The sequence below is a fragment of the Rhodococcus sp. KRD162 genome, from assembly GCF_017168335.1.
Lineage (GTDB): Bacteria > Actinomycetota > Actinomycetes > Mycobacteriales > Mycobacteriaceae > Rhodococcoides.
Map to the genome: position 1 here is coordinate 272,734 of NZ_JABFAU010000013.1, position 13,215 is coordinate 285,948.

Here is a 13,215-nt window from a genome sequence, read left to right on the forward strand (position 1 = left end):
CAACACCAGCTGATAACTGCAGTGAGCAGCGTCAGCTTCGGCGGATACAGCTCGAAGCCATTGTGCTGAAGTAACGTGCTCGCGTAGAACACCAGCCAGGTGACAACCCCGACGAGTACTGCGATCCATACCGATTCACTCTCGAAAGGGACCGCCGACGGATCGAAGTGGGTAGGCGCAATCCACTACCGTTCGATGATGGCCGGGACACTGAGTGCCGTTGTTCGAGCAACGAACTCGATGGCTACTTCAACCGACCGACTGCGCACACCGCCGATCAACGGCTGAGAACTCGTCCTCACCCTTTCGCGAAGCGCGCTGCTTCCGTGCGGTTCTGGGCTCCGAGTTTGGTCAACACATTCGACACGTGCACGCTGACGGTCTTGACGCTGATCACGAGCCGCTCGGCGATCTGCTTGTTGGTGTATCCCTCGCCGAGGAGCTCCAGCACGTCCCACTCGCGCCGCGTCAACAGGTCCGCGCCCGCGGGGCGACGCGCATCGCCGGGTCTCACGGTGGCCCCGAGTCGGTCGAAGATCGCGATGGCTTGATCGGCTGTGTGTCTGGCTGCCGACCGGTCGCCCGCAGCCTCGAGGGCTTCGGAGAGCGACTGCAAAGCACGGGCACGCTCGAACGGCTGAAGCTCGAACGCATCCACCGCTGCACGCCATTCCGCCACCACGGACGCGGCATCTCCGTGTCCGCAGTTGAGACGAAGGTGACCCAACTCTGCCTGACCTCGCCGTAGCCATGCGGTCGACTCCCAGCCGTAGGACGGACTGGAACCGGCTGTGCGTTCGATGTCGGACTGCAGACGTGATCCGAGTTCCACTGCAGCCCGCGCTCCGATGACGGTCGACCCGCGGCGCGCCGCTTCCATCGCCAGCACCGACAATCTGATGCGTCCACCGAACCACGGGTTGTGCCATTGCGCGCCCACGGTGGCGACAGCGGATTCGAGGCAGGTGATCGCTTCACCGAACCGACCGTTGCACAACGCCGTATAGGCAACAGCTGCGCTCGTCACCAGCGTGATGAAGCCGTCCTGAGACTCGAAGGCGCGGACACGTTCGATATCGGCCGCGAGTTCCTCGTCGCCGATTGCGGCGCGAATCTGAAATCCCGCACACAGCTGCTCGGCCGACCCCAGTGGCGGTGCAGCCGAGTCGATCTGCGCCAAGTCGGCAAGAGCCGATGTCCAATCACCCGAGTAGTACCGCACATTTGCCAACTGAACCCGTGCCCCTACGCCGTAGGGCGTCCACTGGCGGCCGGTCGATCGAGCGATCTCGACTGCCTCGCCGAAAGACTCCTGCGCCGATACGAAATTGCCGTCGTCGAATTCGATCATTCCGAGATTGAATTTGCTGCGCAGCAAATTCCCGATGTCACCGCTTTCCCGTGCGAGCGCGGCGGTCCGAACGAGAAGCGTGCGCGAGGCGGCGGGATCATCGTGGCGTCTGCGTAGGCGCGCCAGCGTAATTCGAGCATCCGCCGACCGCCCCGGATCGCCGAGGGATTCTGCGAGACGCACAGATTCCTCCGCCCAGGCGAGGGACTGATCTTCCCGGCCCAACGCTTCGGTTATCCGTGCACCGAGACCGGTCAATTGCACTCTCCACGGGGCGAATTCCTCCGCAGACGCGATGATCAACGCGTGCTCCACCGCCGCCAGGGCCGAATCCTCTCGTTCGATCGCCAACGCCGATGTCGCCTCGGCATTCAACAGGTCGAGTCGCTCGGGGATCGTCAACGCATCTCCACCACGCTCCAGTTCGGCGCGGACCACGGAGAGCGACCGCAGATTCTGCCCTGCTGTCGTCGCCGCCGACGCGTACTCCAACACCAGTGCCGTTTCCGTCGGCTCCCATTGCGGCTGTCGCAGTTCCAGTGCGGCGGCGAGGTGAGCCATGGCCTCGGCCGGAGCAGCCAGCGTCATGGCCTCGCGGCCCGCGTCGACGTGGGCACTGAACGCCTTCGGCAGATCGTGGGCCAATTCTGCGTGTCGCGCCAGGTCTGCGCTGGCACCGCGATGCCGGTGCTCGGCGAGCGTGTCGACGAATCGAGCGTGCAACCGCGCACGTCGGCCGGGCAGAACGTCGTCGTAGATGGCCTCGGCCAGGAGCGCGTGCCGAAAGACGTAGTAGAAGTCGGTGGTCTCGACGAGCCTGGCGTCGACGATCTCGCGGATCACGTCTTCGAGCCGGTCATCGTCCAGGCCGGTCACCTCTGCCAGAACTTCGTGCGCGACGCGGGGTCCACCCACCGCCATCGTTTCGGCCACCGACTTCGCCGAGGGCGACAAGGCGTCGAGCCGGACCAGCAGGAGCTCGGCGAGACTCGGCGGAATCGACGATCCGGGACGCCGGCCGGCAGATACGAGTTCTTCGATGAAAAATGGGTTGCCGCCCGACCGCTCCACGATGACGTTCCGAGATTCCACGTCCGTCGCTGCGGGGATGGAGTCGAGGAGACGATACGACGATTCGGTGTCGAGAGGCGTCAAGTCCACTCGTCGGACGCAGCTCAGACGCGTCCACTCGGAGAGCGACTGTCGCAGTGGGTGTTTGCGATGGAGATCGTCGCTGCGATACGAGATCATCAAACACACCTGCGTTTCGGCGAGTCTCGACAGCAGAAACGTCATGAGCTCGCGGGTGGAGGTATCCGCCCAGTGCACGTCCTCGACGATGAGAAGCGCCGGGCGGTCGGCCCCGATTGCAGTCAGCGCGGCGAGGGCGGCATCGAACAGTTCGGAACGTGTTGTGTGCGGGAGTGGACCGAACAATTCGGTGAATGCGAGGTACGGAATACCGACCTCGCCGAGGTCCAAGCATCGCCCGATCAGCACCTGCGTTCCGCGTGTTTCCGCTCTGCGCCGCAGTTCTGCCAGCAGTCGCGTTTTGCCGACACCGGCGTCGCCGGAGACGATGACCGCGGCAGGTAGCCCCCGGGCGGCGTCGGCGACGACCTGTTCGAGCGCCGCCAGTTCGGCGTCCCTTCCGATCAGAGTGCGAGCCACGCCAACAAACTACGCCGCTCTCGTGGCCTGGCGTACTTCTGTGCGCGGCTGCGCATTCGGCGCTCGCGAGCTTGCAGCGAATCGGCTACTCGGCGTTCATGATCGGCCAGAACATCGTAGGTGGAGTGCATGGAACCCACTCTGGCTTCGCCGTCCCGTCCGCACATCGGGCGAATTCCCTATCTTCGGTCGAACCGCTGTGCGAGAGAGTCGTAGGGATACGGCCTCGAAATCCTGGTCGCAATCCGATGCACATCATCGTCGACGAGACGCGGGCGAGTTCGTTCGAATGGCCGCAGCCTGATGCGACTGCGCTCGACCCGATCAGGTGATGGACACCATCTGGGTGATGTCGTCGAAGGGCAGCGGTCCGTCGACGACGGCTCCGACGACGGAGCTGTTGAGGATGATCGATCCGCCGTGGTTGTCGAGGAAGGCGGTGTCGGATGCGTCGCGTCCGGTGGCGATGCGCACCAGGGTCGATCGAGGTGCGAGGCATGTGGCGTCCACTACTCGCCATTGGCCTTCGACGAATGCTTCGGCAACGGCATGGAAGTCCATGGGATCGCAGCCCGGTGCGTACACCGCAACGAGGCGAGCGGGGACGTTGACCGCACGAAGCAAGGCCACCACGAGGTGGGTGTAATCGCGGCACACGCCCGCGCCGGCGAGGAGGGTATCGACCGCACCGTCGATGGGATCACTGCTGCCCGGTACGTAGCTGAGCCGTGAACCGACCCAGGAGGATACCTCGGCAAGCAACTTCTCGGACGGTGGATAGGAGCCGAATTCCGTTGCTGCGAAACCGAAGAACTTATCGGCTTCGGCGTAGCGGCTGGGCCGCAGGTACAGCGAGAGATCGTAATCGGACACCGGGGCCGGTTCGGTGTTGCCGTAGACGGTCGCCGAGTACGAGGCCTCGAGCTTGCCGACGCCGGCGTGGAGCTTGTGGATGCGGGTGCCGTGAGCACCGCTGATCTCCTGCGCTTCGATCGGCTGTCCGTCGAGGGTGAACGAGAGTGCCTCCCACACGTCGGTTCCCGGATGCGGTGCGATCGCGATCTGGAACTCGAGGGTGCTGGCCTCGGTCACGTCGACATCGAGGTACGCGGAGACGTCACGTTTCATCGTGCCGATCCTGCCATCTTCGAGCCGTTCACGCAGATCATGATTCGTCGGTCGGCCGTTCGCCCGTGACCAGGAAGATGACCCTCTTGGCGACCTCGACCGTGTGGTCCGAGTAGCGCTCGTAGAACCGACCGAGCAGAGTGATGTCCACGGCGGCGGGTACTCCGTGCGGCCAGTCGGGCGCGGAGGTCAGCAGGAACAGACTGCGGTGCAGTTCGTCCATTTCCTCGTCCTGAATGCGCAGGTTCGCCGCGAGCTCGGCATCGCGGGTCTCCAGCACCCGCTGGGTGGCCTCGGCCTGCGCGACGGCCACTCGGCCCATCTCCTCGAACACGCCCTCGACCTCAGGAGGGAGAACGTGAGCGGGGTGGCGGCGACGGGTCAACTCTGCGATGTGGACGGCAAGTCCTCCCATGCGTTGCAGATCGGCGACGATGTTGATGCCGGAGACGACGCGTCGTAGATCGTGGGCGACGGGTGCCTGCAGCGCCAGGAATCCGAAGGCATTGTGTTCCCACTCGACGGCCAGCAAGTCGATTTCATCGCGGCTTTCGATGGTCTTCTCGGCCAGAACGATGTCTGCCGTCAGTAAGGACTGCGTTGCATCGATCATCGCTTTTTCGGCAATTCTCGACATATCGGACAAATTCGACGCCAACAAATTCAGCGTTTCTGCGTAGCCATCCCGCATGTATTTCTCAACCCCTACCGCTCAGCCCACGTGGGCATGTGAGAGATACCCCCGAACGCATCTTTCTACACCCCCGCGGCGCTGTGGGATTCTCGATCACATGACTGTGTTGAAGTCCACAATGCTTTTCGGTATCGCCGCGCTGCTGGAGATCGGCGGAGCGTGGCTGGTGTGGCAAGGCCTTCGAGAACAGCGGGGATGGCTGTGGGCAGCTGCTGGAGTGATCGCACTCGGCGGTTACGGCTTCGTGGCCACCCTGCAACCCGATGCGAATTTCGGCCGCATCCTCGCCGCATACGGCGGGGTGTTCGTCGCTGGATCTTTGCTCTGGGCAATGGTGGTCGACGGTTTCCGACCCGATCGTTGGGACATCACGGGCGCGTCGATCGCCCTGATCGGCGTCGCAGTGATCATGTACGGCCCACGCTGATGCGCGCGGGCCGTACCAGATCAGCAGTTCGTCGGCGCGGGCACTCCGTAGAACCGATCCTTGATCCAGTTCTGTGCCTCGCCCAGTCCGAGGATGTCCGGAATCAGGTGCCCTACACCCGATCCCGGAACGATCGCCGGAAGCTGCGCGGAGCTCAGCTGCACGGTGGCACCCTTGCCGCACCAGTCGCCGGCCAGTCCGACGGCCTGTCCGTGGGGCACGATGTCGTCGGACGTGCCGGACTGAATCAGCACCGGGGCATTCGGCGTCCGCTCGCCGATCTTGTTCTTGGCCAAGATCTCCTGGGCCTTGGGCAACCTGTCCAGCACAACTGCCAAGGGCTCACCGGTTTTGGTGTACTCGGTGGTGCGGTGCAGCCCGACGGTCAAGATCGTTTCTGCGACACACTGATTTGCGACCATGTTCAACATTGCTCTGCCCGCATCGCTGATGTTCTCGTCGATGATCGGCTGCAGATCAGGATCGGAGTTGAGCAGACCGTTGAGGGTGTACCCGATCACACCTGTGAGGATGGTGCCGTCGACCTGCTCGAGGGTTGCTTTCAGATCTGCCGGAGGTGCGCCGGCGTAGGTGCCGACGAGATCCAGCTCGGGCGCGTACTCGGAAGCCAATTCCGCTGCGGCCGCGGCTGCGCCGCCACCCTGCGAGTAGCCGTAGGCGGCCACGGGGCCGTCCGCGGAAATCTTGGTTCCCTGCAATTTCTGGGCGGCGCGGGCCGCGTCCAGCACGGCGTGCGCTTCGGACGCGCGGTTGACGTAGGTGTGGGCGCCGGGCGTACCGAGACCCTCGTAGTCGGTGATGACGACGCCGTATCCCTGGGACAGCAGTGAATACGCTGCGAGCACTTCGTATTCGACCATGACGCCCAGCGGCGGTGTGTAGGTGATGACGTTGTTGAGCATCTTCGACGGTGCGCATTGATCGCCCTGCCCCTGTGTGCCGGGGGCGAGTACCACGAGCGGACGCGGACCCGGTCCGGTCCACTCCGCGGCAGGATCGATGTAGGTGCCGGTCACGGCATTGGCAGCGCCGTTGGAATCGTTGCTGCGGTACATGATTCGCGTCGCAACACCGGGCAGCGGACCGCCGATTCCGGGTACCGACAGAGCAAGATGCGAAGGCTCGGAACGGAGGACGTCGCCCGGCGAACCAGCCGGAAGCGGACTCGGCGGAACGTAGAAATCGGATTCGATGGTCGAACCGGTCGAGGGGGCGGCCGACACCGCCGGTGCCGTCACCCCGATGAGTAGCGCTGCAACCGCCACAGCCGAACCGAACACACGCTTCGAACGCACTCCGCAAACCCCCAAGGTCGACCACTCGTCACCAAGTGAGCGCTACCCCATGTAGCACTTATCGTGACGCACACTACGTGATGCATCACACAACGCATAGGGCTGGATTGGATTTCCCACGATCAGCGTCGACGGCGATGCATCGCGGCTTTGGCCGCGTCTATTTCTTCGCTGGTGAAGGGACGCCCGGGCAGGGGCGATCGGGGGACTCCGTCGCCGCGCAATCCGTCGAGCACCACTGTGAAATAGCGACGCCAGTTGGCGGCATCGACGGAGCTGGAGAACTCGACGCTCGCCCCGATCATTCCGAGAATGGGATAGAAGTCGCTGACGGCGACGTCCGGCCGCAGTTGCCCGGACTCCAACGCTCGATTCACGACCTTCTCGAAGTACGGATCGAAGCGCGAGCGAACCTGAGCAATGCCGCGACAGCCCTCGTCCGAACCGAGAACCACCTCGCCCAGACCGCGATTGGAGGACATTTCCTCACAGGTATCGGCCAGGAACTGCACCAGCCCCTCCCACGCGTCCTGAGCCTCCAGCGCGCGCTGCGCGGCCGCGAGCATGTCCTCGAGCCGCTGCTCGAACACACCGTCGATCAATTCTTCCTTGCACGAAAAACGCCGATAGACGGTGCCCACACCCACTTTGGCGTGCGCCGCGACATCGTCGAGGGTGATATCGATGCCTCGCGAAGCGAACAGATCACGGGCCGCATCCACGATTCGTCGTCGATTGCGTTCGGCATCCGCCCGGAGAGGCTTGGAAGCCGATGTGTCCGCTCTCACATTCATTCGATGTCCGTTTCACCCGATAAGCGGAGGACATTCCTCCACTTAGCTGCTACCTTGGCCCTACAACCGGAGGATACACCTCCGCATAGTCGAACCGAGGACAGTATGACCACCCTTTCATCGGAGAACGTGGGCGACCCGACATCGACCACGACGCCGGTCGATGAACGCGCACACAGGAATCGTTGGCTGATTCTTGCGACGCTCGGACTGGCCCAGCTCATGGTTGTGCTCGACGCAACCATCGTGAACATCGCACTTCCCGCCGCCCAACTCGATCTGGGCTTCGACAACGCCGATCGCTCCTGGGTCGTCACCGCCTATGCACTGGCGTTCGGCAGCCTGCTGCTGCTCGGTGGACGGCTCAGCGATCTCTTCGGCCGACGCAACACCTTCCTCATCGGGCTCGTCGGCTTCGCGCTGATGTCGGCGGTCGGCGGCGCAGCCGTCAACTTCGGCATGCTCGTCGCCGCCCGCGCCGGTCAGGGCGTCTTCGGTGCACTTCTTGCCCCCGCTGCACTGTCTCTGTTGGCCACCACGTTCACCGATCCCAAAGAACGCGCCAAGGCATTCGGCATATTCGGTGCCATCGCAGGCGGCGGCGGCGCATTGGGTCTGCTACTCGGCGGCATGCTCACCGAGTGGGCCAACTGGCGCTGGAGCCTGTACGTGAACCTGATCTTCGCGACGCTCGCATTCGTCGGCGCGATCCTGTTCATGGCCAAGCACAAGGCCGATGTCCGCCCCAAGCTCGACATCCCCGGCACCTTGGCGGTCTCGGCAGCGCTGTTCTCCATCGTCTACGGCTTCGCGCACGCCGAATCCGACGGTTGGAGCAATCCGGTCACCCTCGGATTCCTGGCCGCAGGCGCAATTCTGCTGGCAGTGTTCGTCACCATCCAGATGCGCGTCGAGCAGCCGTTGCTTCCGCTGCGCATCGTCCTCAACCGCACTCGTGCGGGATCGTTCCTCGCCGTATTCGTCACCGGCGCAGGCATGTTCGCGGTGTTCCTGTTCCTGACGTACTACCTGCAGAACACACTGAAATACACGCCCATCACCACCGGGTTCGCGTTCATGCCGATGATCGCCTCGCTCATACTCACCGCGACGCTGTCCACCGCGCTGGTCCTCCCCCGGTTCGGGCCCCGCATCCTCATGACGACCGGCCTCGTCGTGGCCTCCCTCGGAATGGGATTGCTGACGCAAATCGACCTGAACAGCAGCTACGTCACGCACATCCTGCCGGGCCTGGTCATCATGGGCCTCGGACTCGGGGCCACCATGGCACCGGCCATGCAGGGAGCCATCTCGGGCGTCGATCCGGACGACTCCGGTGTCGCATCGGCAACGGTGAACACGATGCAGCAGGTGGGTGGCTCGATCGGAACGGCCCTGTTGAGCACCGTCGCCGCCAACGCAGCCACCGGCTACGTCAGCGCCAACATGGCAACGGCGACCGACGCAGCATTGCTGCAGGCCCATGCGGAGATCAGCAGCTACACCACCACGTTCTGGTGGGCGTCGGGAATCTTCCTCCTCGGCGCGGTGCTGTCGGCGACGCTACTGAAGAAGGGACCGTTGCCGACGGCTCCCGAAGGTGCAGTAGTCGTCGGGCACTGAGTGCCTGCGGCAGTGGTGTGGTTATGTGCCCCCTGCGGCACATAACCACACCACTAGCTTTCGAGCAGTTTCTCCGTCGCGGCCAGCAACACGCAGGTCGCGACGCCGTCCATCGACTTCTCCAGCTCACCGAGCGACGGGAAGCTCGGGGCGAGGCGAATGTTCTTGTCTTCCGGATCTTTTCCGTACGGGAACGCCGAGCCGGCACCCGTCAGCGCAATACCAGCGTCCTTGGCCAACGCGATCGAGCGGGCCGCGGTGCCCTCGAGCACATCGAGGCTGATGAAGTAACCACCCTTGGGTTCGGTCCACGACGCAATCTTCGACGCACCCAGCCGGTCTTCGAGGATCTGCTGCACCAGCGCGAACTTCGGTGCCATGAGCTCACGATGCTTGGCCATGTGGGCCCGCACGCCTGCGGCATCACCGAAGAAGCGCAGATGCCGCAACTGATTCAACTTGTCCGGGCCGATGCTCTTCTTGCCCAGATGCTTCTGATACCAGGCGAGGTTTTCCTCGGAACTGCCGAAGAAACTGACACCCGCACCCGCGAACGTGATCTTCGAGGTCGATGCGAACACGAACGGACGATGGGCGAAACCGGCCTCGGCCGCCATACCGAGCACGTCGTAGGACGGCGGGAATTCCTCGGCCAGTGGGTGCACTGCATAGGCGTTGTCCCAGAACAATCGGAAATCGGGCGCTGCAGCAGGCATCGTGGCCAGTGCGCGAACGACCTCCTCGGAATAGACGGCACCGGTGGGGTTCGAGTAGTTCGGCACCACCCACATGCCCTTGATCTGCGGATCCGAGGCCACCAGCGTGGCGATCTCGTGCACATCAGGTCCGTCGGGGCCCATCGGAAGCGGGATCATCTCGATGCCGAAGCTCTCGGTGATCGCGAAATGCCGGTCGTAACCGGGGGCCGGGCACAGGAAGCGAACGTTCGGCTCGGCCGACCAGGGGCGAGGGGAATCGGGCAGCCCGTGCAGCAGCGCCCACACCACCAGGTCCTGCATGATCTCGAGGCTTGCGTTGTTGCCCGCGAGCAGATTCTTCACCGGAATTCCGAGCAGCTCACCGAAAATGGCGCGCAGTTCCGGCAGGCCCGCGAGGCCGCCGTAGTTACGGCAATCGGTACCGTTTCCGTCCTTGAAATCCGCGCCGGGGAGCGTCAGCAGATCGGCAGCGAGATCGAGTTGCTCGGGTGACGGCTTGCCGCGAGTGAGATCGAGCTTCAGATCCTCGGCCTTGAGCTGCGTGTACTTCGCGCTCTGGCGCTCGTGCTCGGAGACGAGCTCCTCATGGTTCATCAGACCCAACTGGGTTTGCGCTGGCATGCGGAGCGGCCTCTCGGTGACGGGTTCCCCGGACAGTGTCGATGTCACTGAATGTAAGGGGACCCCGCGCACCCGGCAGAGCCCATTGACCCTTGCTGCCTTCCGGCCCTGGGGGAGTTCACAGGATGCGCGCCGCGCGGGATCCGTTAGGAAGTGTAGCCGCCACCCGTCGGGCAACGCATCACCACCCTTCGCGCCTCCCGATTTGGGGGATGGAGGGGGTAACCGGGTAAGCTCCCCCACGGAGGATTCGCCTAGTGGCCTATGGCGCTCGCCTGGAACGCGGGTTGGGTTAACGCCCTCAGGGGTTCAAATCCCCTATCCTCCGCCAGAGAAGCCCCTGTGACTCGGTCACAGGGGCTTCTTGCTGTTCGGGGGTGTTCACCCGCGAGTCCTGGCCTCCCCGTTCGCGTCCACCCCGTTCGCGTGAATGGACCACAGCAGCGGTCAGACGTGTGCAGTGGTCCATTCACCCAGTTCACGATTCCGCGTCAATAAACCCTTGTACCGGTCAGACGTATGCAGTGGTCCATTCACGCGGCGGCTCGCTCCGCGTCGATGTCACATTGACGCGGCCAGACGTGTGCAGTGGTCCATTGACGCGGAGCGGGCGGCACCGAACCTAGCGAGCCGACCAACCACCATCCATGGTGTACGACGCTCCGGTCACCATGGACGCCTGCGCGGAGGACAACCAACCCACCAGTGAGGCGACTTCGTCTGGTTCGACGAGTCGCTTGATGGCTGCCTCGGTCAGGAGAACCTTCTCGAGCACTTCGTCCTCGGGAATGTCGTGCGCCTTGGCCTGGTCGGCGATCTGCTTTTCGACCAGGGGTGTTCGTACGTATCCGGGGTTGACGCAGTTGCTCGTCACACCGTGGGCGGCACCTTCGAGGGCTGTCACTTTCGACAGTCCTTCCAGCGCATGCTTCGCGGTGACGTATGCGACCTTGAATTCCGAGGCCCGCAACCCGTGTACGGACGACAGATTGATGACCCGGCCGAACCCCCGGGCGTACATCCCAGGCAACGCCGCACGAATCAACAGGAACGGAGCCTCGACCATCAGCGTCTGAATTCTACGGAATGCACCGGGGTCGAAGTCGACGATCGGGGCGACGGTCTGGATTCCGGCATTGTTGACGAGGATGTCGACGTCCAACGTCAGCTCGTCCAGAGCGGCGGTGTCGAGCAGATCCACCGACCAGACGTCACCGCCGATCTCCGACGCCAATTCCTTTGCGGCAACGTCGTTCACATCGGCGACGGTGACGCGGGCACCGCGGTCGGCGAGTTCTCGCGCGCAGGCGGCCCCGATGCCGGACGCTCCCCCGGTGACGAGGGCGGAGCGTCCGGTCAGGTCGGTCACTTCAGGCCCGCCTTGGCCAGCTCGGCTTCGGTGGCCAGATTCTTGGCGTCGGCGATATCGATGGTTTCGAGTGCCAGTCCCTTGGTCTCTCTGGCGACGACGACGGCAACGACGGTGATCGCGCAGGCCACGGCCAGGTATGCCGCGATCGGAATCGAGGAGCCGTACACGTCGAGCAGCTTGACCGCGATGATCGGGGCCAGCGAGCCGGCGACGATCGAGGTGACCTGGTAGCCGAGTGACACACCGGAGTACCGCATCCGCGTCGGGAACATCTCGGCCATGATCGCGGGCTGGGTGGCGTACATGAAGGCGTGGAACATCAGGCCGATGATGATGGCCAGCATGATGACGACGTTGTGGCCGCTGTTCATCATCGGGAAGGCGAAGAAGCCCCACGTTGCGGCGGTGATGGCACCGGCGAAGTAGACCGGGCGACGACCGATGCGGTCGGCGAGCTTGCCCACCAACGGAATTGTGCAGAAGTGGATCGCGTGGGCGATGAGCATCCACCACAGAATCGTGGAGGTATCGGTACCCACCTCGACCGAGAGGTACGTGATGGAGAAGGTCACGACCAGGTAGTACATGACGTTCTCACCGAAGCGCAGACCCATCGCGGTGAAGACGCCGCGGGGGTAACGCTTGACGACCTCGAAGACGCCGTACGACGCGGCCTTGATGACCTCGGCTTGCTTGTGAGCTTCGAGGAAGATCGGGGCGTCGGAGACCTTGGTGCGGATGTAGTAGCCGACGAACACGATGACTGCGGAGAGCCAGAACGCGACGCGCCAGCCCCAGCTGAGGAAGGCTTCGTCGGACAGTGTGGTCGTCAGGACGAGCAGCGCGATGGTGGCGAGCAGGTTGCCCGCGGGCACGCCTGCCTGCGGCCAGCTGGCCCAGAATCCGCGCGATTTGTTGGGGCTGTGTTCTGCGACGAGGAGAACCGCGCCGCCCCATTCGCCGCCGACCGCGAATCCCTGGATGAATCGCAGGGTCACCAGCAGCGCCGGTGCCCAGTAGCCGATCGCCTCGAATGTGGGGAGGCAGCCCATGAGGAAGGTGGCTCCGCCGACGAGGACGAGGCTGAACTGCAGCAATTTCTTTCGGCCGTATTTGTCGCCGTAGTGGCCGAAGACGATGCCGCCCAACGGGCGTGCGACGAAGCCGACGGCGTAGGTGACGAAGGCCGCGAGGATGGCGTCGAGCTCACTGGTTCCGGCGGCGAAGAAGATCTTGCTGAACACCAGCGTTGCTGCGGTTCCGTAGAGGAAGAACTCGTACCACTCGACGATGGTGCCTGCCATCGATGCTCCGACGACCTTCTTGAGGCCCGCGGGGGTGGCATCGAGGTCCGGTTCGGACCGTTCTGCCAGCGGCTGATCGACGCTCATTGACTCTCCTGTGTTACTCGGCACTTCAGGCTCTTATTTGTGACAGACCACACATTTGTGCGTTGCTCTGAGTATTGGTGCAGATTTGTGTCGATGCAAGGGCCATGA

Annotated in this window: 11 protein-coding genes, 1 tRNA gene and 1 other RNA gene; 3 read left to right on the forward strand and 10 right to left on the reverse strand. The window is 63.7% G+C overall.

Translation table 11 applies throughout. The features are described from left to right. Positions 1-298: 298 nt before the first annotated feature. The 4 genes from J1M87_RS29065 to phoU all read right to left on the reverse strand — a co-directional run bounded on the left by J1M87_RS29065 (position 299) and on the right by phoU (position 4,841). Positions 299-3,022, reverse strand: coding sequence for a LuxR C-terminal-related transcriptional regulator (locus tag J1M87_RS29065; RefSeq protein WP_206490983.1), 2,724 nt, complete (start codon positions 3,020-3,022; stop codon positions 299-301). After that, positions 3,007-3,153 (reverse strand): hypothetical protein, encoded by a 147-nt coding sequence (locus J1M87_RS18390; protein ID WP_206490984.1) that lies wholly within the window; start codon positions 3,151-3,153, stop codon positions 3,007-3,009. The genes J1M87_RS29065 and J1M87_RS18390 overlap by 16 nt, the downstream gene beginning before the upstream one ends. 193 nt (positions 3,154-3,346) lie before the next feature. Then, complete coding sequence (locus J1M87_RS18395) at positions 3,347-4,150, reverse strand: transglutaminase family protein (RefSeq protein ID WP_206490985.1); 804 nt, start codon at positions 4,148-4,150, stop codon at positions 3,347-3,349. Between the two features lie 37 nt (positions 4,151-4,187). Continuing rightward, positions 4,188-4,841: a phosphate signaling complex protein PhoU gene (gene phoU, locus J1M87_RS18400; protein WP_206490986.1), complete on the reverse strand. Its 654-nt coding sequence runs from the start codon at positions 4,839-4,841 to the stop codon at positions 4,188-4,190. Between the two features lie 100 nt (positions 4,842-4,941). On the opposite strand from phoU, the gene J1M87_RS18405 reads away from it, so the two are divergent. Further along, on the forward strand, positions 4,942-5,271 hold the full coding sequence (locus J1M87_RS18405) for a YnfA family protein (RefSeq protein WP_206490987.1): 330 nt from the start codon (positions 4,942-4,944) through the stop codon (positions 5,269-5,271). A gap of 20 nt (positions 5,272-5,291) precedes the next feature. Here J1M87_RS18405 and J1M87_RS18410 read toward each other — a convergent pair whose 3' ends face one another. Continuing rightward, positions 5,292-6,587: a lipase family protein gene (locus J1M87_RS18410; protein WP_206490989.1), complete on the reverse strand. Its 1,296-nt coding sequence runs from the start codon at positions 6,585-6,587 to the stop codon at positions 5,292-5,294. A gap of 122 nt (positions 6,588-6,709) precedes the next feature. Next, entirely contained in the window at positions 6,710-7,381 is a 672-nt protein-coding gene (locus J1M87_RS18415; protein WP_206490990.1) for a TetR/AcrR family transcriptional regulator, read from the reverse strand. Between the two features lie 105 nt (positions 7,382-7,486). Between J1M87_RS18415 and J1M87_RS18420 the strand changes: the two genes are divergently transcribed. Further along, positions 7,487-9,004 carry a DHA2 family efflux MFS transporter permease subunit gene (locus J1M87_RS18420; protein WP_206490991.1) on the forward strand — a complete coding sequence of 506 codons (1,518 nt, stop codon included), beginning with the start codon at positions 7,487-7,489 and terminating at the stop codon, positions 9,002-9,004. Between the two features lie 53 nt (positions 9,005-9,057). On the opposite strand, the gene J1M87_RS18425 is transcribed toward J1M87_RS18420, so the two are convergent. Both J1M87_RS18425 and ffs read right to left on the reverse strand, forming a co-directional pair. Next, positions 9,058-10,344 carry an aminotransferase class I/II-fold pyridoxal phosphate-dependent enzyme gene (locus J1M87_RS18425; protein ID WP_206490993.1) on the reverse strand — a complete coding sequence of 429 codons (1,287 nt, stop codon included), beginning with the start codon at positions 10,342-10,344 and terminating at the stop codon, positions 9,058-9,060. Positions 10,345-10,397: 53 nt separating this feature from the next. After that, positions 10,398-10,492, reverse strand: an RNA gene (gene ffs / locus J1M87_RS18430) — signal recognition particle sRNA small type. A 95-nt stretch (positions 10,493-10,587) separates the two neighbouring features. On the opposite strand from ffs, the gene J1M87_RS18435 reads away from it, so the two are divergent. Then, positions 10,588-10,675: transfer RNA gene (locus J1M87_RS18435), tRNA-Ser, on the forward strand. Between the two features lie 291 nt (positions 10,676-10,966). On the opposite strand, the gene J1M87_RS18440 is transcribed toward J1M87_RS18435, so the two are convergent. Both J1M87_RS18440 and J1M87_RS18445 read right to left on the reverse strand, forming a co-directional pair. Continuing rightward, positions 10,967-11,713: a 3-hydroxybutyrate dehydrogenase gene (locus J1M87_RS18440; protein ID WP_206490994.1), complete on the reverse strand. Its 747-nt coding sequence runs from the start codon at positions 11,711-11,713 to the stop codon at positions 10,967-10,969. Then, positions 11,710-13,107, reverse strand: coding sequence for an MFS transporter (locus J1M87_RS18445; protein WP_274610984.1), 1,398 nt, complete (start codon positions 13,105-13,107; stop codon positions 11,710-11,712). The genes J1M87_RS18440 and J1M87_RS18445 overlap by 4 nt, the downstream gene beginning before the upstream one ends. Positions 13,108-13,215: the final 108 nt, after the last annotated feature.

Excerpts from the sequence above, each read along its gene's own strand:
- J1M87_RS18390 (WP_206490984.1), bottom strand. The coding sequence starts at position 3,153 with ATGCACTCCACCTACGATGTTCTGGCCGATCATGAACGCCGAGTAGCC.
- J1M87_RS18395 (WP_206490985.1), bottom strand. The coding sequence starts at position 4,150 with ATGAAACGTGACGTCTCCGCGTACCTCGATGTCGACGTGACCGAGGCC.
- phoU (WP_206490986.1), bottom strand. The coding sequence starts at position 4,841 with ATGCGGGATGGCTACGCAGAAACGCTGAATTTGTTGGCGTCGAATTTG.
- J1M87_RS18405 (WP_206490987.1), top strand. The coding sequence starts at position 4,942 with ATGACTGTGTTGAAGTCCACAATGCTTTTCGGTATCGCCGCGCTGCTG.
- J1M87_RS18415 (WP_206490990.1), bottom strand. The coding sequence starts at position 7,381 with ATGAATGTGAGAGCGGACACATCGGCTTCCAAGCCTCTCCGGGCGGAT.
- J1M87_RS18420 (WP_206490991.1), top strand. The coding sequence starts at position 7,487 with ATGACCACCCTTTCATCGGAGAACGTGGGCGACCCGACATCGACCACG.
- J1M87_RS18425 (WP_206490993.1), bottom strand. The coding sequence starts at position 10,344 with ATGCCAGCGCAAACCCAGTTGGGTCTGATGAACCATGAGGAGCTCGTC.
- J1M87_RS18445 (WP_274610984.1), bottom strand. The coding sequence starts at position 13,107 with ATGAGCGTCGATCAGCCGCTGGCAGAACGGTCCGAACCGGACCTCGAT.